This is a genomic window from Vibrio sp. CK2-1, from assembly GCF_021726515.1.
Taxonomy (GTDB): Bacteria; Pseudomonadota; Gammaproteobacteria; order Enterobacterales; family Vibrionaceae; genus Vibrio.
The window spans coordinates 611397-630200 of record NZ_JAKKCJ010000001.1; the positions used below are offsets into that span (position 1 = coordinate 611397).

General features: G+C 40.8%; 21 protein-coding genes. 10 read left to right on the forward strand and 11 right to left on the reverse strand.

From position 1 onward, the window contains the following. Positions 1 to 6 precede the first annotated feature (6 nt). The gene (locus L3V25_RS02635) at positions 7 to 363 is read right to left on the reverse strand and encodes a hypothetical protein (RefSeq protein ID WP_237293944.1); all 357 of its coding nucleotides are present in this window, start codon (positions 361 to 363) and stop codon (positions 7 to 9) included. A gap of 96 nt (positions 364 to 459) precedes the next feature. Next, positions 460 to 993, reverse strand: a complete 534-nt coding sequence (locus L3V25_RS02640; protein ID WP_237293945.1) for a YaeQ family protein — start codon at positions 991 to 993, stop codon at positions 460 to 462. A 94-nt stretch (positions 994 to 1087) separates the two neighbouring features. Here L3V25_RS02640 and L3V25_RS02645 point away from each other — a divergent pair, with 94 nt between their 5' ends. Both L3V25_RS02645 and L3V25_RS02650 read left to right on the forward strand, forming a co-directional pair. Then, on the forward strand, positions 1088 to 2008 hold the full coding sequence (locus tag L3V25_RS02645) for an AlkA N-terminal domain-containing protein (RefSeq protein WP_237293946.1): 921 nt from the start codon (positions 1088 to 1090) through the stop codon (positions 2006 to 2008). 4 nt (positions 2009 to 2012) lie between these two features. Continuing rightward, the gene (locus L3V25_RS02650) at positions 2013 to 2528 is read left to right on the forward strand and encodes a methylated-DNA--[protein]-cysteine S-methyltransferase (RefSeq protein ID WP_237293947.1); all 516 of its coding nucleotides are present in this window, start codon (positions 2013 to 2015) and stop codon (positions 2526 to 2528) included. A gap of 136 nt (positions 2529 to 2664) precedes the next feature. On the opposite strand, the gene L3V25_RS02655 is transcribed toward L3V25_RS02650, so the two are convergent. Next, positions 2665 to 3690 (reverse strand): amidohydrolase family protein, encoded by a 1026-nt coding sequence (locus L3V25_RS02655; protein WP_237293948.1) that lies wholly within the window; start codon positions 3688 to 3690, stop codon positions 2665 to 2667. A gap of 328 nt (positions 3691 to 4018) precedes the next feature. Here L3V25_RS02655 and L3V25_RS02660 point away from each other — a divergent pair, with 328 nt between their 5' ends. Continuing rightward, complete coding sequence (locus L3V25_RS02660; RefSeq protein ID WP_237293949.1) at positions 4019 to 4891, forward strand: 5'-methylthioadenosine/S-adenosylhomocysteine nucleosidase; 873 nt, start codon at positions 4019 to 4021, stop codon at positions 4889 to 4891. 99 nt (positions 4892 to 4990) lie between these two features. On the opposite strand, the gene L3V25_RS02665 is transcribed toward L3V25_RS02660, so the two are convergent. Together L3V25_RS02665 and L3V25_RS02670 are read right to left on the reverse strand one after the other, a co-directional pair. Then, positions 4991 to 5389 (reverse strand): MAPEG family protein, encoded by a 399-nt coding sequence (locus tag L3V25_RS02665; protein ID WP_237293950.1) that lies wholly within the window; start codon positions 5387 to 5389, stop codon positions 4991 to 4993. Positions 5390 to 5555: 166 nt separating this feature from the next. Beyond that, positions 5556 to 6851, reverse strand: coding sequence for a serine hydrolase (locus L3V25_RS02670; protein ID WP_237293951.1), 1296 nt, complete (start codon positions 6849 to 6851; stop codon positions 5556 to 5558). 204 nt (positions 6852 to 7055) lie between these two features. On the opposite strand from L3V25_RS02670, the gene L3V25_RS02675 reads away from it, so the two are divergent. After that, positions 7056 to 7412 carry a MerR family transcriptional regulator gene (locus tag L3V25_RS02675; protein ID WP_237293952.1) on the forward strand — a complete coding sequence of 119 codons (357 nt, stop codon included), beginning with the start codon at positions 7056 to 7058 and terminating at the stop codon, positions 7410 to 7412. A gap of 60 nt (positions 7413 to 7472) precedes the next feature. Continuing rightward, entirely contained in the window at positions 7473 to 7865 is a 393-nt protein-coding gene (locus L3V25_RS02680; protein WP_237293953.1) for a carboxymuconolactone decarboxylase family protein, read from the forward strand. A gap of 61 nt (positions 7866 to 7926) precedes the next feature. On the opposite strand, the gene L3V25_RS02685 is transcribed toward L3V25_RS02680, so the two are convergent. The 4 genes from L3V25_RS02685 to L3V25_RS02700 all read right to left on the reverse strand — a co-directional run bounded on the left by L3V25_RS02685 (position 7927) and on the right by L3V25_RS02700 (position 10586). Then, entirely contained in the window at positions 7927 to 8463 is a 537-nt protein-coding gene (locus tag L3V25_RS02685; protein ID WP_237293954.1) for a CueP family metal-binding protein, read from the reverse strand. A 78-nt stretch (positions 8464 to 8541) separates the two neighbouring features. Then, on the reverse strand, positions 8542 to 8931 hold the full coding sequence (locus L3V25_RS02690) for a hypothetical protein (RefSeq protein WP_237293955.1): 390 nt from the start codon (positions 8929 to 8931) through the stop codon (positions 8542 to 8544). A gap of 161 nt (positions 8932 to 9092) precedes the next feature. Next, positions 9093 to 9608: a DUF2301 domain-containing membrane protein gene (locus L3V25_RS02695; RefSeq protein WP_237293956.1), complete on the reverse strand. Its 516-nt coding sequence runs from the start codon at positions 9606 to 9608 to the stop codon at positions 9093 to 9095. 45 nt (positions 9609 to 9653) lie between these two features. Continuing rightward, positions 9654 to 10586, reverse strand: coding sequence for a M14 family metallocarboxypeptidase (locus L3V25_RS02700; RefSeq protein ID WP_237293957.1), 933 nt, complete (start codon positions 10584 to 10586; stop codon positions 9654 to 9656). Positions 10587 to 10695: 109 nt separating this feature from the next. Here L3V25_RS02700 and L3V25_RS02705 point away from each other — a divergent pair, with 109 nt between their 5' ends. After that, positions 10696 to 11541: a DUF6279 family lipoprotein gene (locus L3V25_RS02705; RefSeq protein ID WP_237293958.1), complete on the forward strand. Its 846-nt coding sequence runs from the start codon at positions 10696 to 10698 to the stop codon at positions 11539 to 11541. A gap of 143 nt (positions 11542 to 11684) precedes the next feature. Continuing rightward, entirely contained in the window at positions 11685 to 13646 is a 1962-nt protein-coding gene (cpdB, locus tag L3V25_RS02710) for a 2',3'-cyclic-nucleotide 2'-phosphodiesterase (RefSeq protein WP_237293959.1), read from the forward strand. Positions 13647 to 13708: 62 nt separating this feature from the next. Here the strand turns inward: cpdB and L3V25_RS02715 are convergent, their stop codons facing one another. Together L3V25_RS02715 and L3V25_RS02720 are read right to left on the reverse strand one after the other, a co-directional pair. Beyond that, positions 13709 to 14122, reverse strand: a complete 414-nt coding sequence (locus tag L3V25_RS02715) for a type II toxin-antitoxin system HicB family antitoxin (RefSeq protein ID WP_237293960.1) — start codon at positions 14120 to 14122, stop codon at positions 13709 to 13711. 59 nt (positions 14123 to 14181) lie between these two features. Beyond that, positions 14182 to 14328, reverse strand: coding sequence for a type II toxin-antitoxin system HicA family toxin (locus L3V25_RS02720; protein WP_237293961.1), 147 nt, complete (start codon positions 14326 to 14328; stop codon positions 14182 to 14184). A gap of 210 nt (positions 14329 to 14538) precedes the next feature. Here L3V25_RS02720 and zigA point away from each other — a divergent pair, with 210 nt between their 5' ends. From zigA to L3V25_RS02735, 3 genes are all read left to right on the forward strand, one after another. Continuing rightward, positions 14539 to 15744, forward strand: coding sequence for a zinc metallochaperone GTPase ZigA (gene zigA / locus L3V25_RS02725; RefSeq protein WP_237293962.1), 1206 nt, complete (start codon positions 14539 to 14541; stop codon positions 15742 to 15744). After that, a complete protein-coding gene (locus L3V25_RS02730; protein WP_237293963.1) occupies positions 15741 to 16409 on the forward strand; it encodes a DUF1826 domain-containing protein in 669 nt (222 codons plus the stop codon). Before zigA ends, L3V25_RS02730 begins: the two co-directional genes overlap by 4 nt. Positions 16410 to 16919: 510 nt before the next feature. Further along, positions 16920 to 18758, forward strand: a complete 1839-nt coding sequence (locus L3V25_RS02735) for a hypothetical protein (protein ID WP_237293964.1) — start codon at positions 16920 to 16922, stop codon at positions 18756 to 18758. The last annotated feature ends 46 nt before the right edge of the window (positions 18759 to 18804 follow it).

An 18804-nucleotide genomic window follows, 5' to 3' on the forward strand; every position in this document is an offset into this window, starting at 1 on the left:
AAGAGTTTAAATTTTAATATTGCTTAACCCAATCAAATCGATATAGGCACTATTACAGTTATATTTGGTTGATAGCTCATCTTCCGCTTTAAACTTAGACACGCCTTGGTCGCGAGAAATTTCAGTTAATCTGTCATTCACTAATGCTTTATAAGTTTCACTATGGCTATACCATTGAACTTCATAGTTTTTGATTAAATAAGCACCGATTTTATAGCTGTCTTCGGTATGAAGGTAACTACACACAAAATAGCGAGTGACATCTGAGTCAGAGAGCCTTTCATCGGTGGCGGCGTGGCTAGAAAAAGCCAGCATAAAAGAAAAGCTAATAGCGAAAAGTCGAACCATTAATGAGCGAAGCATCCGTGTTCCTTAATATGAAATGAGTTCATCGGGTTTCTGGGTTCATCATATCAAACAAGTGAATTAAAAAACCATTACCAGACTTACATTACGTTGTTATTCTTGCAAGGTTTCCCAGCTAATTTCACATTGCTTATCATCACTTGATACATAAGCCGTATTGCCCGACAACATTACCCCTAAATCTAAGGTTCTAGCAGTCATTTGGCTGAATGCTTGAATGCCTTGGTGTTCTAAGCGCACGATAGTGGCATTGAGTTGAGCAAATTTAGATTGATTTTGCTTCCACCACACATCTGATTTGGTATTAAAGCTGTATACTTTTACTTGTTTGGCAAGGCGAGTGGCTTTCTTGATGCGCTCAGGATCAGGTTCACCGGCTTCAATCCAAAGCTCGATTTGATCATCTAATGTCTTTAGCCAAATATCTGGTTCTTCAATACTTGATAAGCCTTTGGTGAATTGAAGATCTTGGCTAGCATTAAGACAAAATGCGACGAGGCGAGCCATCATACGTTCTTCACTTTCCGAAGGGTGCTGCGCGATAGTCAGATTAAAAGAATCATAATAATCACGATTCATATCAGTAAGAGCGATGCGGAACTTGTATATAGTGGGTTTTAAAGCCATGGGAAATCAACATTGAGAAAAAGTGTAGTGATTGTACGCGAATAAAAGAAATACCCAAGCAGATTGAATATATCGTTAACCGCTAAGGATTCAAATGTCATCGTTAAACCTTTTAGATTTACAGCAGCGTCATTTCCATATCACTTGTCCGGCAGGCTTTGATTATGACTTTATGCTCGATTTTCTTAGCCCACGCATTATCGAAGGCGTTGAATGTGTCACTCAAGGCAAATACGCTCGCAGTTTCCATTTTGAAAAACCGAGCACAGGTGACGGCTATATAAATGGTTATTTTGAAGTGGAATACCAAACAGCAGAGAATGCGCTGGTGGTTAAAGTCGTGTGTGATGATGAGTGTGGTTTTGAGATCGTTCAGCAACGTGTTCGCTTTATGTTTGATCTTGATACCGATATGCAAGCCATCGAGCGACAATTACAATCAGACTCAGTATTACAGCGAGGGTTTGTTGATAACCGAGTGCCTCGTATGCCTAAAGCGTTTGATTCTTTTGAGTTTTGTATTCGAGCGATTCTCGGCCAACAAGTATCGGTAAAAGCGGCAACGACATTAGCGAAACGCATCGCACATTCTACTCAATTAACGACGCCAGAGAGTTTTCCTGCTGGTATCGATTTCTTTTTTCCTCAGTGTGATGATTTACTTAACCATACCTTTGATGGACTAGGGTTAACCTCATCTCGGATTGCCACCTTACAAGTCGTGATTAGCGCGCTACGAAATGAGGTTATTTCTTTGGACAAGGCGCAAGTCTTTGAAGATTTTCTCGAACAATGGACCGCATTAAAAGGCGTTGGCCCTTGGACGGCAAATTATCTGGCAATGCGCGGCTTAGGTATTCAAGACAGTTTTCCAGATAAAGATCTTGGGGTATTAAAAGCATTAGCAAGCGAAGGTAAATATCCCGCGAGAAAAGCCGTTTTACAACAAGCAAAAGCGTGGCAGCCATTTCGAGCTTACGCTACATTATGTTTATGGAATGGATTAGGACATTAACCCAATGACAACCAAAACCGATAATACTTGGTACTACCAAACTTTTGCCACTCAATCTTGTGATGTCACCTTAGTCGGCAGCGATGATGGTTTGCATATTTTGCACTTAGAAACGGGAGCTGGAAAAAAAGATGGCTTTAAAGTCGAGCCTACTTGGGTAGAAGACACAACGTGCTTTGCTGATGTGAAAGAGCAAGTGATTGAATACTTTGCAGGCCAGCGAGTAGAGTTTGACTTTACAACGCCATTGAAGCCTATAGGAACCGATTTTCAGCAAAGCGTCTGGCATGCGTTGAACCAAATCCAAACCGGCAGTACATGTCGATATATGGATATCGCACAGCAAATTAATAATCCCAAAGCAGTGCGTGCAGTTGGTGCGGCGATAGGGCGTAATCCCATTCCGATTATTATTCCCTGCCACCGAGTTGTCGGCGCGGATGGTAGCTTAACTGGCTTTGCTCATGGGCTGGATATGAAGCGAATGTTGCTTAATCTTGAGGGCTGTAAAGTAGCCTAGTCACTAGTATTACGTATAAAAACTAACGCATAAAAAATTAAAGCCACTAACGATCAAATAATAAATCGTTAGTGGCTTTTTAGTTTAGCGCTATTGTCAGATATTGACCTTTCGCTAGTTCTTTTTTGCTGATGGATTATTGTTTTGTTGACTGATGCTTTTTGGGTAACAGCGATAAAAAATTATCTCGTGCGACTTTGTTGGCGGTATCTGCCGGTAAAGCATCAAGAAAAACGTCAAAATCACTGGCCAGTTTTGGTAGTGAATCAAATTGCCCAACTACATCCGAGCCGATAAAGAATTTATCTGGGTAAGACTCTACTAATTTAACCCAATGCGCATCAGGGTGACCATTTTCATCAAGCATGTAGTCATCTAATAAGCTCCAAGACATATCAATGTAAAGGTTCGGGTAGGTTTTGATCATACGACTGATTTCTTTATATAAAAACTGCATATGAATTCGGCGATTAATGGATAAACTCGTACCGGCGTGAGCCCATATAAAACGTGTTTTAGGGTTCATTTTTACCGCGCTTTCCATTTCGGGCATAAAAATAGGGCTATTTACACGGGTAGAGGTGATATTGGAATGCAGCATGATTGGTAAGTCATGTTTAGCCGCTAAGCGATAGACTCTCATTAATGAAGGACTATCTGCGCGTGCAGTTTCGCCATAAGTTAAGGCGGTTAGATCATCATGGCGAGTAAACACTTCACCAATACCTTGCCAAAAATCAGGTCGCCACTTAAGCATTAATTCGATGTGATCAACCGCATTCATATCGGTTGGATTGAAGCCAGTCAAAAAAGGGTGAAAACGAGATTGCTGTTCTTTAGGTAAGGATTCAACGGCTCTCGCGACGATTTCATCTGTTGCGCTGTACCAATAAACTTTAGCGTCATCTCCCATATAGTAAGGTGGACGTTGAGGTTCATCTTTATGCCACTTCTTTACTAAGCTAATGCCAGAAATCATCGCATGGTCTATGTTGCCTTCATCCATTTTGGCGAGTAATTTCGTCATTCCTTCGCTTTCTTGGAAGAAGTTAACATAATGCAAATGACCATCAGTGTAGTGGTAATCTCTTTGATCTGCCGCCCATAACGGATTGCTAATAAGAGTGGCTGCGGCAGCTAAAGTGGCTAACCAAGGTTTCATACTATCTCCTGGTTTTTGATGAATTGGCATTATCAATAGTAGTTAAATTTAATTGGCTGATAATGTTTTGTACCGTTATTTAAACAATGGCTGACTTGTTGTTATGTCTTTAAGAATAACGGAAAAAATAGGACATTAATAAAATTAAATAGTTTCATTAAATGTTTTGAGTTCTAACTATTTTTTGTCAAAGCTGTGGTTTTTGCAACTCATTTTAAGGCTCATATATAAGCATCTCTCACTAAGAATTGGGTTATGGATCGCAATAATATGCAAACGTTTGCTTTTGCATTACAATGCCGGCTTAATTTTCTTAACTAGGTGAGTTATGCAATTGTTTATTCGTATGTTGGTGGTAGTTACCACTATGTTGAGCGCAGCATTTATGAGTGTTGGAGTACAAGCAACCGAGATGGCGAGTGTGTCGGTTGCTGGCAATAGTAAGCCGGTACAGCCGATTATTATTCAAGGGCCAATGCCAATTGAAGCGCAACATTTTGCGGCACTTTTAAAAGACGTTTCAATTGAAAAAACGGGCTCATTTGTTTTTTATAAAGGCACATTAAATGGCTACCCAGTGATTGTAAGCCAAACAGGGAAAGGTTTAGAAAACACTGCTGCGGCAACCGCGATTGCGATTGAACGCTACAAGCCATTGGCGATTATCAACCAAGGCACTTCTGGCGGCCACGATCCAAAATTGGCCGTCGGCGATATCGTGCTAGGTAAGCGTGTGGTGAATATCGGAAACCTAAAAACCCCAAGCAAAAAAGCCGGTGAAGGTTCGAATTCACTAACATGGATCCCAATGGATATCATGGCCTCTTCAGGTAGTGCGGGTTCAGATGATGCTAACAAAATCCGTTATTATGAAGGTAGCCCTGAACTACTCGCCATTGCTAAGCATGTGAAATACCAGAACGGTAAAGTGGTAGAAGGCACGGTTGGTTCTGCGAACTTCTGGAATAGCGAACTCGACCGTATTGCATGGTTCCATGAAAACTTCGGTACTAGTGTAGAAGAAATGGAAGGTGCATCAGTGGCACAAATTGCAGAGGCTTACAAAGTACCATTCTTATCGATTCGTATTTTGTCGAACAACATTACCAATGGTGGTCATTACGATCCAAATACCGCAACAGAATGCCAAGCGTTTGTAAAAGATGTCATGGTGAAATACATCGAGACCTTACAGAACTAAACAAAACGAGTTTTAGAACGGCGCTAAGCGAGTCATAAAAATTAAGCCTTGAGTGAGACCATCATTCAAGGCTTGATTGTTCTAATGAGTACGATACTACTAAGCTAGAATCAGTAAATTAATCCATAGCGCTAGAACACACATAAATGAAGCCCAAAATGCCAGCATGCGATGTCTTACATTGTTAGTGCCTAGGTGAATATAGCTGTGTAGATAACGGAAAATCACAAACAACCACGCCACAATAACTCCAAAGCTACTATCAATCTGTAGGCTGATATATAAAGTACACACCACATAAAACAGCACTGGCATTTCAAACAAATTGGCAAGGTGTCGATTGGTTTTAATCACCATCTCTGGCAAGTTTTCACCCTGCATCAATTGAAAATACTTCACACTGACCTGTTTGCTTTTCACACTATTAACACGAACTTTCAGCGTCACACAGCCAACAATAAAAATCAGCAACACCATCGCCGCCATTGGATAAAGCATAAATATTTCCTTGTGAGTTTTTATTTAACTTCAGATTTTAGATAAAAGAGATTTAGAACAACTTAACCAGTACGTAGTGTATTGGATTTTAGATCACTTAGTGGAAATAAATATATTTATACCTTCTCTAACACTGAACCAAAAATGGTAGAGAAGGAAAATGTTATTACATTAAGTAGTTGGTGATAGCTTGATACATCGGCAACAATATTGGGTCATATTTGCTATTGGCCGCTACGGGTTGAGAGGCAAAACGAACAATAACTGTTTCTGCTTTTGGATCGATATAGATGGTTTGACCATGTACACCTCGCGCCGCAAAGACGCCGTGATCATCATGAGAAACCCACCAAAGATCTCGATAACTCCAACCGGGTAAGGTTTGGTAGCCAGCTTTAGCGAATAAGGCTTTATCACCACCTTGTTTGATATCATCAATGGCCGCTTTAGGAATAATAGTCTGCCCATTATATTGACCATCTAAACGGATCATCTCCCCAAAACGAGCCATATCGCGAGTGGTAAGGTTTAAACCACCACCAGCAAATTCATTGCCTTCTGAATCAAGAGAAATATAAGCATCTCGCTCAACGCCAAGCTTTTGCCAAACACGCTCAGATAGCACTTTACTTACCGACTGATTCGTCACACGTCGAATGAGCCAACCAGCGACATCAGCATTGACGGTTTGATAGTTAAAAACACTGCCAGGTTTTTGGGCACTGGTGACAGTTTTAGCGTAATTATAAAATCCTTGTGGACCTTTATAGTTCTCGGGTTGTGGGAACAGACTACCTGCTTTCACGTAATCCCAGATTTCTGCTTTAGGATCGGCGTAGTTTTCTGAAAATTTAACCCCAGTCTGCATATCTAATACTTGCTGAACCGTGGCGTCTGCAAACCCTGAGCCCTTAAGTTCAGGAATATATTGAGTCACTTTGGCATTAGGGTCGAGTCGACCTTCTTGAATTAACGTAGCGGCTAAAATACCAAAGACAGATTTAGTGACTGACCAAGCAATATGGCGAGTTTGAGGCGTCATCACACCATAATAGTTTTCAAATACTACATGACCTTTATGCATTACTAATATGGAATCAGTGTAGGTATTAACTAAGGCTTTCTCGACGGTTAGGGATGATTTACCATCCATCGTTTTGAAAGGTAGTTGCTTAATTTTGGTATCGATTTTAACTGTTAATTTAGATGGTACAGAGGTTCCTTGCCAAATTGAGCTAGTCGGCTGTAACTCACTCCAGTGCGCAAATGACCAACGTAATTGAGGAAAGTGGTAAAAGCTATTATCTTGCTTACGAATAACTTTATCTGCAGCTGGCGGCTGTCCTTGCATCCAACCTTGCAAAACAGGATCGCTTTTTATCGGATCAAACCCATCCGAGTTTGCCGCGAAAGACGGTACTGCGACACTGAGTAGTGCGCTAAAAAGTAAACTTTTTTTCATGTCTATACCTGCTAATGTTGATTAAGATGACCAAGAGCACCTCTACCGCTGCCATTTGGTGAGTGCAAAATTTGCACAATATTAATTGATAATATTAACAATAAAAGTTTGATGACTCACAAATAAGGGAATGTGATATAAAATTGTTTATTCGATTAGGCGATACATTCATGGCTACTTATAACCAAAACTTAGGACTGACATATGAATATGAAAGCGTTCTCTAGCCTAGTCGGCTTGTCTTCTCATACTCTTCGATATTATGAAAAAATCGGTTTGCTTAAGAATATTCATCGAAATAGTAGTGGTCATCGTGAATATACCAATAAAGATTTAATCTGGATTGGCTTTGTGAAGCGATTAAAAGACACCGCGATGCCTCTAGATGAGATTTTACAGTATGCAAAGTTAAGAGAGCAGGGGGCGGAGTCGCTATTGGAACGACAACACTTATTGGAACAGCATCAACAAAACTTAAAAAAACATATTGATGAACAACAAAAACACATGGCGGCTTTAGAAGAAAAAATTGACCTATATAAAAATGGAAAAGTGATTTGACTTAGAGTGAACTCTAACTTGTATGGTGTGCTTATTCTTAACTAAATAGGTACATAAACCATGCAAAAATCACGCTTTGAAATTGGGTTACAACTACTGTCTGAAATTGATGGCGAAGCCGGACATAACGTTATCGAAAGCTTGCAAGATATTTGCCCAGATCTTGCTAAGTACACCATTGAATATCCTTTTGGCGACATTTATGCACGCCCTGGCCTTGATTTAAAATCCCGAGAAATTGCCACAGTCGCGGCACTCACTGCTTTGGGAAATTGCGCCCCTCAACTCAAAGTTCACCTACACGCAGCATTGAATGTTGGATGCAGTGAAGATGAAATAAAAGAAGTGCTCATTCAAATGTCGGGTTATGCAGGATTTCCAGCGGCATTAAATGGCATGTTTGCATTTAAAGAAGTGTTAGCCGCCAGAAACAAACAACACCCACAGACCTAAATCTGTGGGTGTTGTGTCTTATTAGCTTTCAAGTAACTCTAAACTCAGAGTAGTGGCAAGCTTAAATCAGCTGCATTGTTGTAATGCAGGTTCTTGCTTTATCTTCAGTGCTTAGTACTTCGGTACTGATTTTTCCGTTATAAGTAAAGGTCACTTCTAGGTTTTTACGATCTTTTGGCATCCATAAATCAATGAAGCCGTCTTTTTGTGTGGTGATTTGGCCGTATTTCAACACCTTCTTATTATCTAAATCGACGACTTTAACCATCATGGTTTTTTCGACCATTTCACCTTGGCAGCCCGTTGGTACATGGTAGCCGCATGGGTGAGTTTGGTTTTCATAAGGGGCGATAGACAATAAATGCTGATCTTTAGTTGGGATCTGAATTTGGCTGTTGTCGTCAAATTTCGCCACGATCACATCTGGCATTACTTGAATTGATGCAGTGCCTTTGCCGTGATACTCATGCGCTTTTTCTAATGCTTGTGGGGCAGTTAAGCCTTCAAATTTATCCGCTTCATTGGCCAAAGTTGAAAAAGATAAAGCCGCGGCGAATGCGCCAGTGAGTAGTGTTGTTACTGTTAAACGTAGGTTCATTGTATTCTCCTAACACTTCCAATATTGGTCGTGTATTTATTCAAAAGTTAAGTTTTTTAATCGTGTTGATGTATTGAATTAAAACCAAACAGATTGAATTGGAGGTCGTGACAAATTAGGTAGCGTTAAAGAGGGGATAGATTCGGTATGGTCATTATATTCTGAAGCAGCTGATGGATTGCTTTCAATATCCAACGCAGTTGGTAATGTCGCATAGATTGGCGCGCAAGAGGCGCAGTGATCATTGCTATGTTTAGCCGAATCTGAACATGGGAAATCGGCGACTAGGCCAGTTTTAGATAAGCTGGCACAAGGTGACGCATGATGCTGAGAATCAGATTCAACTGCTGTGGTGTGATTCATGTCTTGAACGGTTGTTTGAGGTATAGCAGCTTGAGTCATTTGAATCGCAGAAATTGGCGTGGCAACACTCACACTTGAAAGCACAACCGCGATCAAGGTCATCAACAATATAACCGAGTGTTGAAGTTTAGAGTGAAGCCGAGCTAAACAAAACCTAGTGAAAAACATAGTGAACAGGCGACTCGCTACAGTTTCAATGAATAGGTGGCGATTATAAAGCTTCCCTCTAGGGGAAGGTCAAGCACTGGGAGACTAGAATTGCAAGCCTAGATCTGAAACTTACTTTTATCGCCAATATCAAAGTGAAACGGCTGTCTAATTTTGGCAATGCCAATGGTAAACAGCAGCACAGCAGATAGGCCAGTGGCGAGATAAAAAACCGGCAACCAAATTGGTAGAGCAAAGCAAACCCAGAACAGAATTAATACCAGTGGGGTAATTCGAATCAGCCGAATGCGGAAGCAATAGTACTCTTTGATGGAAAGGCCGCACCACACAGCGAGGCTTGCCCCAACCGCAATCGGTGTAAACAAGTTCGCAACTAATAAACAAACCGCAAATAGGGCGCTACTTTGGATAAACCAGCGAATGGTTTTGTCATAAAGATGCACACAAGCACTGGCAATTAATGCGCTGACAATTAGTAATGGTACGCCATATTGTTCAAGCCCGAATCCTAATAAAGCAATCGCAATGGCTGACAATAAAAAGCACGAGCGATACACCGCCACGGTAGCGTAGTCGATGCGGTCGAGTTTTTCTTCAAAATGAATGTCAGCCATGGTCTATTTCCTATTGCTTAGTTAATTATAGGCTTGGAATGTTGATCAGAGTGCCAGTATGTAGTCTAAAGCACCAGTAATCGCCGCTACTTGAGCTCGGTTACATTCATCGTCAGTGACTTTCGGGCTATCTGGATACACTTCCGTGGTCGTGCAATATTGGCAATCAGTGAAGCCGGCACATAACCCTAAAGCGACAAGCGGGTAGTTAATCACGCCATCTTGGGTGACATCTGAACCGATGATCTGATTGTTCTCATCTGCCGGCGCAATATGCGTCACTTTACGTACTGAATCAATGATGGCTTTTTGTAATTCATCATCTTGCTTTTCCGTATCGCCTACTGTGTAGAAACCATCTGGAATCGAGCCTTTTACATATTCAATACCATCACGCGCCGCCAGTGCAGGGCGGAATTCTAATTCATCAGTATCGGTAGTTTCATGTAGATCGATATGCGCCAAAATTGACACCCCAAGATCGGCGACCATTTTCATCACCGCGGCAGATTCTTGCGCCGGGCTATTGGCCACAAAATTACGGTTTGGATCTAGCGCATCTGGGTTCCAGCGGTTAATCGTTTCATAACCCCAAGGGCTGATACATGGCGCAATTACAATGTTGAATTTATCTTGATAACGCGCCGCTTCGGTTTGAGCAAACAATAACGCGCCATGTACGCCACTGGTTTCATAACCGTGCACACCACCGGTAATTAAAATCGTTGGGTTGGCATCATTCCAAGTTTTCGATTTCAAAACAAACAGAGGATAGCGAGATTCACCGACAGGGTTGTTGTCGTATTGCAATTGACCATATTGAGCCACGTCAAAATCACTGCTTAGAGCTTGTATCTTAGGTACAACTTCTTCTGAGTAAGAACGCTTGATCGTGGTTTGTTCAAGCCATTGACGTTTTTCTACGTCGCCCCATGGTTGGCCAGGAGTGCCAATTGGAAATGCATTGGTCGCGTTCATGATATGTCCTTTGGTTAAATTTGCTTTAAATATCAAGAAAACAGTATGGAAAACCGGATCTTACTTCTACACTGTTTACGTTATCTTATTTTTGAGTAGGTTCGCTATTATGATGAAACGCCTGACTATTGTGATTACTTTGCTCGTGCTAACAGGCTGCTCAACTCAGTTTTTTTATAATCGACTCGATTGGCTAGCCACACAATATGTCGACCGCTATTTATCGCTTAATGATGCGCAAGAAAGCATGGTAAAGCAATCAGTGATTGACGTTCGTCAGTGGCATCGAGAGCAAGAACTACCTAAGTATATCGAACATATTGATAGACTACTCACTTTGCAACCAAAAGAGGTGACGCCACAACAAGTCGAAGCGGAGTTCTTTCGCTTAAAAGGCTTCTCTGCCGAGGTTGCTCAAAAAGCCATGCCGGAATTGTATGAGTTATTTATGACGCTCGATCAAGATCAAGCCGATGAATTGTTTGCCTCGCTAGATGAAAAATACCGCGATGAATTTTCCGATTATGAAGATCTCTCAGAATCTGAAATGCGTGAAAAATCTGCCGAACGAATGACCGAAGCGTTAGAAGCTTGGCTGGGGGATTTATCAGAACAGCAAAAGCAATGGGTGCAGCAGTGGAGTTTAGATCGCCCCGCAATGTCGAAAGATTGGTTTCTGCAACAACAAACCAATAAAGCTGAGTTACAGGTGCTATTTTTACAACGCAATCCTTCCCCTGAGTTTAAACAAAAGTTTTTGAATACAACGCTTAACCCAGAGCAACTTTATACCGCTGAATTTACTGAGAAGGTAAAACGCAATCGCCAAGTGACATTTCAAATGATTAGCCAAGTGATTCAAGCCATGTCGGATGAACAACTTGAGCATTACCATGAAAAATTACGAGATTGGCGTGAGACGTTTAGTGATTTGATTTCGGATAACCGATCGTAAGTTATCAATAACAAAGTGATAAATGGCAGGTGTAAACTTGTTTCCTGTCACATATTTTTCATTGAAGTGATCATATTATTGCGCCTGATTGATAAGTAGCTCAACACTTTTAACTAACTTTAAAATTCACACCGGAGTGTTTCATGAATTTTGTCCGTCATCCTATTTCGCTTTCTGTTCTGGTCGGGATGATCAGCATAGCCAATCCTGCTTTTGCCGATACCATCAAACTGCGCGTCGTTGAAACCACCGATATTCACGCCAATATCATGGATTACGATTACTACAAAGATAAGCCATCGGATCAAATTGGTTTAGTACGTGCTGCAACCGTGGTGAAACAAGCGCGTGCAGAAGTGACCAATAGCGTATTAATTGATAACGGTGACTTAATTCAAGGTAGTCCAATGGGCGATTATGTCGCGGCCAAAGGGTTAGAATCTGGTGATGTCCATCCAGCTTATAAAGCGATGAACCTACTCAATTATGATGTGGCAAACTTTGGTAACCATGAATTTAACTACGGTTTAGACTTTCTTGCTGAAGCCACTAATGACGCAAAATTCCCTTATGTGAATGCCAATATTGTTGATGCTAAGTCTGGTAAAAACTATTTCAATCCTTACGTGATCAAGGACTACCAATTTAAAGATACCGACGGAAAATCTCACAAAATCAAAGTCGGTTACATCGGTTTTGTACCGCCACAAATCATGGTGTGGGATAAGAAAAACCTAACCGGTAAAGTGCAAGTTAACGATATTAAACAAACCGCCGAAGCTTTTATTCCTAAGATGAGAGCCGAAGGAGCCGATGTGATTGTCGCGATCCCACACTCCGGCATTTCGACTGAGAAATACCAACAAGGCGCAGAAAACTCGGTTTACTACCTAACGCAAGTTGAAGGTATTGATGCGATTACTTTTGGTCACTCGCATGCGGTTTTCCCAAGCAAAGACTTCTCTAACGTAGATGGCGCAGATATTGCCAAAGGCACCATTAACGGTATTCCATCTGTGATGCCAGGACGTTGGGGTAGTCACGTTGGTGTGATTGATTTAGAGCTAGAACAAAAAGACGGTAAATGGACCGTTGCCGATGGAACCGCGGTCGCACGTCCTATTTATGATGCCAACAAGCAAAAATCATTGGCAGCAGAAGATCCAGAAGTGAAGCATGCGATAGACAAAGATCATCAAGCGACGCGTGAGTTTGTTAATCAACCTATCGGTAAAGCCAACGATGTGATGTACAGCTTCTTGTCATTAGTGCAAGACGATCCTACGGTTCAAATCGTTAACTTAGCGCAAAAAGATTACGTAGAACGCTTTATTCAAGGCGATCCAAACTTAGATGGTTTGCCAGTACTTGCCGCTGCTGCACCGTTTAAAGCGGGTGGTCGTAAAAATGATCCTTCAAACTTTACTGAAGTGGAATCAGGCCAATTAACTTTCCGTAATGCAGCAGATTTATACCTCTATCCAAACACGTTAGTGGCCTTGAAAGTGTCGGGCGAAGAAGTTCAAGAGTGGTTGGAATGTTCAGCAGGGCAGTTCAATCAAATCGATCCAAACAGCGATAAGGTTCAATCTCTGATCAATTGGGATGAATTCCGCACTTATAACTTTGATGTGATCGACGGTGTGAACTACCAAATCGACATCACCAAACCTGCAAGATACGATGCAAGCTGTAAGCTTATCAATAAAGATTCGCACCGTATTGTGGGCTTAACCTACCAAGGCAAACCAATTAATCCGAAGCAAACCTTCATTATTGCAACCAACAATTACCGCGCTTACAGCGGCACGTTCGCTGGTACAGGTTCCAATCACGTCGCGTTTGATTCACCAGATGAAAACCGCACCATCTTGGCAGACTACATCTCTCGCATCAGTAAAGAGAAAGGTGAAGTGACGCCAAGCGCAGATAACAACTGGTCATTTGCACCGGTTAATACTAAAGCAGACTTAAAAGTGCAGTTTGAAACCTCACCAAGCGATCTTGCAGAGAAGTTCATCGCAGATAAAGCGCAATACCCAATGAAAAAAGTTGGCAAAGATGACGTTGGTTTTGCGGTGTATCAGATTGATCTGAAAAAGTAATAATCAAACTTAAATAGTAGAGATATAACAATGAAGCCCACCAAATATCGGTGGGCTTGATTTTATGTTGACTGCTGCAATTCATGTGTCGCGGCGACTTGTAAAAAGTGGCTGCGATTTTTGTATAGATCTGGATGCGCTTTTACTTGTTCATCAATCTTTTTAGACAATAAATTTGGAAGTGTGACATTTAACTTACTGGATTTACCTAAGTAAGGTTCGATGTCGACTTCAACCACTGCCCATGCCCAGCCTGTATATTCTTCATCTTTTTGCCATTCAGATAATGATTTAGCTTGTGGTGGTAATCTGCCTTCTTCGGCTAAATCTTCTAAGTAAAAGTGAGCGGCCTCTTTCGCATTAGTTAATGCCTCTTCTAAACTATCACCTGCAGAAAAGCATCCAGGTAAATCAGGAAATACAACACTATAAGCGTGTGTATCGTCTCCGACTTCAATGGCGATTGGATATAACATATTGATTTCCTTCGTTGTTTTGTGCTAAGCACGTGAGATTCAGTGTACAAAAAGTGGACTTAAAGCCCTGCTTGTTTTTTCAGTTTATTGACCAGTCCTATTTTTAAATCTTTTTTAGGATGCCGAAATTTATGATGGCTTCCTCTAGTACTTTTAAGCTCCCATCCGTTCTTTTTTAAAAGTTTGATGAGCTCTGTACTTGTCACGGAATCTCCTTATTCCATTTTAGGGTTACTATAACCCCGCACTTGTTAGTGGTCAATATTTACACGCCTTAAGTATTACTGGCTTTTATTTTGTTATGTTATAACATAACTAAAAATTCAATCGGACCATCTGTATCTCTTAGATTTAAGAGCCGATGAATCATAGATGGTTAACTGAAAGCATAAATAGATGAGCTTTGGAGTGGGTAAATGAGTCCGAAAAAAATTTCCGTGACGGTTTTGTCGGGGTTTCTTGGTGCGGGAAAAACAACAGTACTTAGCCATATCCTCAATAATCGCGAAGGTAAGCGGGTAGCGGTGATTGTGAATGATATGAGCGAAATTAATATTGATTCAGCAACAGTAAAAAATGAAGTGTCACTAAACCATAAAGAAGAAAAGCTGGTGGAAATGAGCAATGGCTGTATTTGCTGCACCTTGCGAGAAGATCTACTTGTGGAAGTTTCACAACTGGCTAAAGAAGGTCGATTTGATAATTTAGTCATTGAATCAACCGGTATTTCTGAGCCACTTCCCGTTGCGGAAACCTTTACTTTTGCTGACGAAAATGGCGTATCGCTTTCGGATATTGCCACCTTAGATACGATGGTGACAGTGGTCGATGGCGTGAACTTCTTGCGTGATTATGATGCGGCACTATCTCTTCAAGAAACCGGACAACACTTAGGCGAGGAAGACCACCGCAGTGTTTCAGACTTGCTGATAGATCAAGTTGAGTTTGCGGATGTTATTTTGATCAGCAAAGCCGACCTTGCAAAGGCTGATGAGATTAAGCGTTTGGAGGCGATTCTTAAAACCTTAAATACTCACGCACGTATTATTGCTATCCAGAATGGGCAAGTGAATATCTCTGATGTATTGGATACCGAACTATTTAACTTTGAACGTGCAGAACAAGCACCTGGCTGGCTTAAAGAGTTGAGAGGTGAGCACATTCCCGAGACGGAAGAATATGGTATTAGCAGCTTTAGTTATCATGCCCGCCGTCCATTCCATCCTGAAAAATTTCATCAGCTTTTGCATCATCTTTCTCGTTTTGGAAAATTAATTCGTTCTAAAGGTTACTTCTGGTTAGCCTCTCGTCCTGATTTTGCTGGGCAGTGGAACCAAGCGGGTGGTATTGCCGATTATGGTTTTGCTGGACTGTTTTGGAGTGCGATTCCTAAGGAACAATGGCCGACCGACCCTGAATCTTTAGCCGCCATTGAAGAAAATTGGATTGAGCCGTTTGGTGATAGGCGCCAAGAATTGGTGTTCATCGGCCAAGGGCTCGACAAAGCGGCATTACTACAAGCGTTAGAGGATTGTTTGTTAACGCAAGAAGAAGTACTTGCAGGGAAAGAGTTTTGGCAAACCTTAGCAGACCCATTTGCTGCTTGGGAGACGGAAGAATGAGTTTAGAAATAGTAGAAAGACCGGCTCCTGTTGACGCCATATCCTCGTCATTGGTAGAGAATACGCCGAGCATACTGACCGATATCTATCAGCCTGAATCGAATATTGCGATATGGCAACGCACGCTTCCAAAGCAGATGAGGCAAGATATAGAGCAAATGCTCCATGACGATAAACCTTTGGCATTGGTTCAAAGTTTGACGCCAGATAATACGGCAGATTGGATTCGCACTCGATTAGAAGACTATGCGTGCGCCCAAGCCTTGAGTGAAGATATTGCCTTGATCGTCGATATGTTCTGCTGCTTGTTTGATTTAAAAGAAGTGGGGTTGAGACTGACTCGACTAGATAGCCCAATGTGCCCCAAATTTCATTTTGACCGAGTGCCTTGCCGACTGGTGACAACTTATGCCGGTCCTGCAACGGAATGGCTTGATAATAAAGGGATTGATCGTAGCAAGCTTGGTGCAGGAAGCCTTGGCCAGCCGGATCACCTTTCTGGTTTGTACTCGAATGAAAGCTCAATCAAAAAAGTGCAAGCTGGTGATGTTGCCTTACTGAAAGGTAGCGGTTGGGAAGGCAATGAAGATAACGGACTCATCCATCGTTCTCCTGCTGTAGAGCCTAATGAACGACGCTTACTGCTTACGCTGGATTTTATCTAATAGGAGAGCTTGGTAAATTTTATAGTGACTCGTGACCCACCACAGCGTCATCCTGAGTAGCGACGAAGGAGCGTAGTTCAGGATCTCCTACCGCGATTGACTTCTTAACGAATGGTAGGAGATCCCGTATCTTATTCACCTAGTTCATGTACGGGGTGACCGGGCTTTGTGATTTTCTCGCACTAGTTAGAATCTGCTTTTATCTACCCGCACCAACGAAACAACTCCCTCCCTTTACCAATGAAAAATAATTGGCATCAAGATATACAGCCAAGGGAGGGCGGGGGATAGTTTATCTAGAGTACCATTTAGGAAGTTATACTATTTATTGAAAAAGAAATCTTAATTTAATCGATAGTTATATATTTAGTAGGTTTGTTGCTGACGATATTTATTGTAAATCACATTATTGAAAATTAATAAGATATGTACTTTAAGTATGATTTACACCTTAAGAGTGTAGGGATATGATGATTAGATTACTCAAAAAATAATGCAGGTCATATCGTTATGAAGTTAAATCAAGTATTAAGTCATACGAATCAGGTTGAAAGATCAAAGTTTGTAAATTGCATCGATAAACTATGCCAAGATAATAAATCTGATCCAGTATTAGCTGAACAATTAGATAAGATTGATGGTCAATTAAAGTCAGCCTCTGGTAATGAAATTAATCAATTATTTAGCTTGATCCGAGACCATTTTAAAAAGCATATTATTGAGCAGATCGCAATAGGTGGTTCTCAAGCATCATTGCTTATAAATATCCTCTCAAGGGATGGAAACTGTATTGCTACTACTCAGTGGATTGAAAGCTTGTATGCGAAAGAATATGCTGAAATTGATAAATTAAGTAAGGAACTCGCTGCTGATATTGAAGGTAATGAAATCCATGATTTTAATAGATTGCATAAGTTAGATGTTTATAAAGAGTGTGCAAAAACAGCTTTTGAAAATGATTATAAATCTAATAGAACAGCAAAAATCACAGAAGATGAGAGAAGCATTTTAAATACCCTTGCTCAGCAACTAGGACTCTCTAGGGATGAAGCTCACGCAATAGAGCATTCCATAGATCCGATACCAGAGCTAGGAATTGAAACGGCATTGGAATATTTAAGAGAGAATGGAATAATTCTTATAAATCGCCGTAGTTCTGAAGTGATGATTGCGGATGAAATCGTAGAAATTCTTCATGAGGTATTAGGGAAAGAAATTAATGATAAGTATGTGTTAAGGATTCTGCGTTCATTATCAGATTCAGAGCTATCTAATATTTTGAAAAGTCATGGGTATAAAATCCGTGGTGTTGACCGACAAGAAAAAATTGCAACAATTGCTCATGCAAGGCTTTCAATTAGAAGCATATTAATGACGGATATTCACTCTGACGATTCTCCTCAGAATGCTCGTAAAGAACGAATAAAACAACTTATAGAAGATATGAATCTAGATATCCCTAGGATAGGTGCTAGATTGCAAGATCGAATAGATGTTTTGATTAACCATTTGAAAAATTCAATAAATGATGAATTTGATGTACTTAGTGTAAGTGGTTATAAAGAGTTGCTAGAGTCCCTGAGCCAGACGGTACCAAGTGTTGAAGCACGTATACGCGAAGATTTTGAAATTGAAAATAAGGAAACGTTAGATCCTGAAAGGCTTAAAGCCCTTAGTATTACTCCCTTTGATATACTTTATTTGTACAATAATGATGAAATAAAAGCCATTAGAACAGAAATGAAGCTACCTAGACGAGGGAATCCAAGAAGTCAGATTATAGAAAGCTTTGCTAGTGCTAGTGACCGCTTTATAGAAAATTATCATCTATTAGCAAGTAGAGATTTAAAAGGTCTACAAGAGGCTGGTATTGATATAAAAGAAGCTGAAATTGGTGTTAAATTTGAAGAAATTACGCGATCGATTTTAGAGCAGCTTGGGATGAATATAGACGAAGATCTTCGAAAAGATATTAATACAGCGAAGGATAAGGCTGACATTATTATTTCGCTTGAAAATGCAGATGTCATTGTTGGTGAGGTTAAGTCATTTAAGAATGGACAATTTGCAAAGTATTCTTCTACTTCTCGGCAGGTAAAATCATACGTGAAACGCTGTGAACAAAATGGTCATCGAGTTGCACAAGTTTTGATAATCGCACCTTCATTTTCTGCTGATTTTATTGATGCAGCTGATATGGATGCGGAAATTAATATCTCATTGTTAGAGGCTAGCGGTTTACAAGGTATTTTATCTGCATATAAGCAGCGCCGAAACCCTAACTTTTCAGCGAAATTGTTGACTAAGGGCGGCTTACTTAAAGCTGATTTGATATCTAAATCTTTATAAATGTCAGTGTCGGCAGGGAGGGATATTCCTTTCAATCTATTCTTTT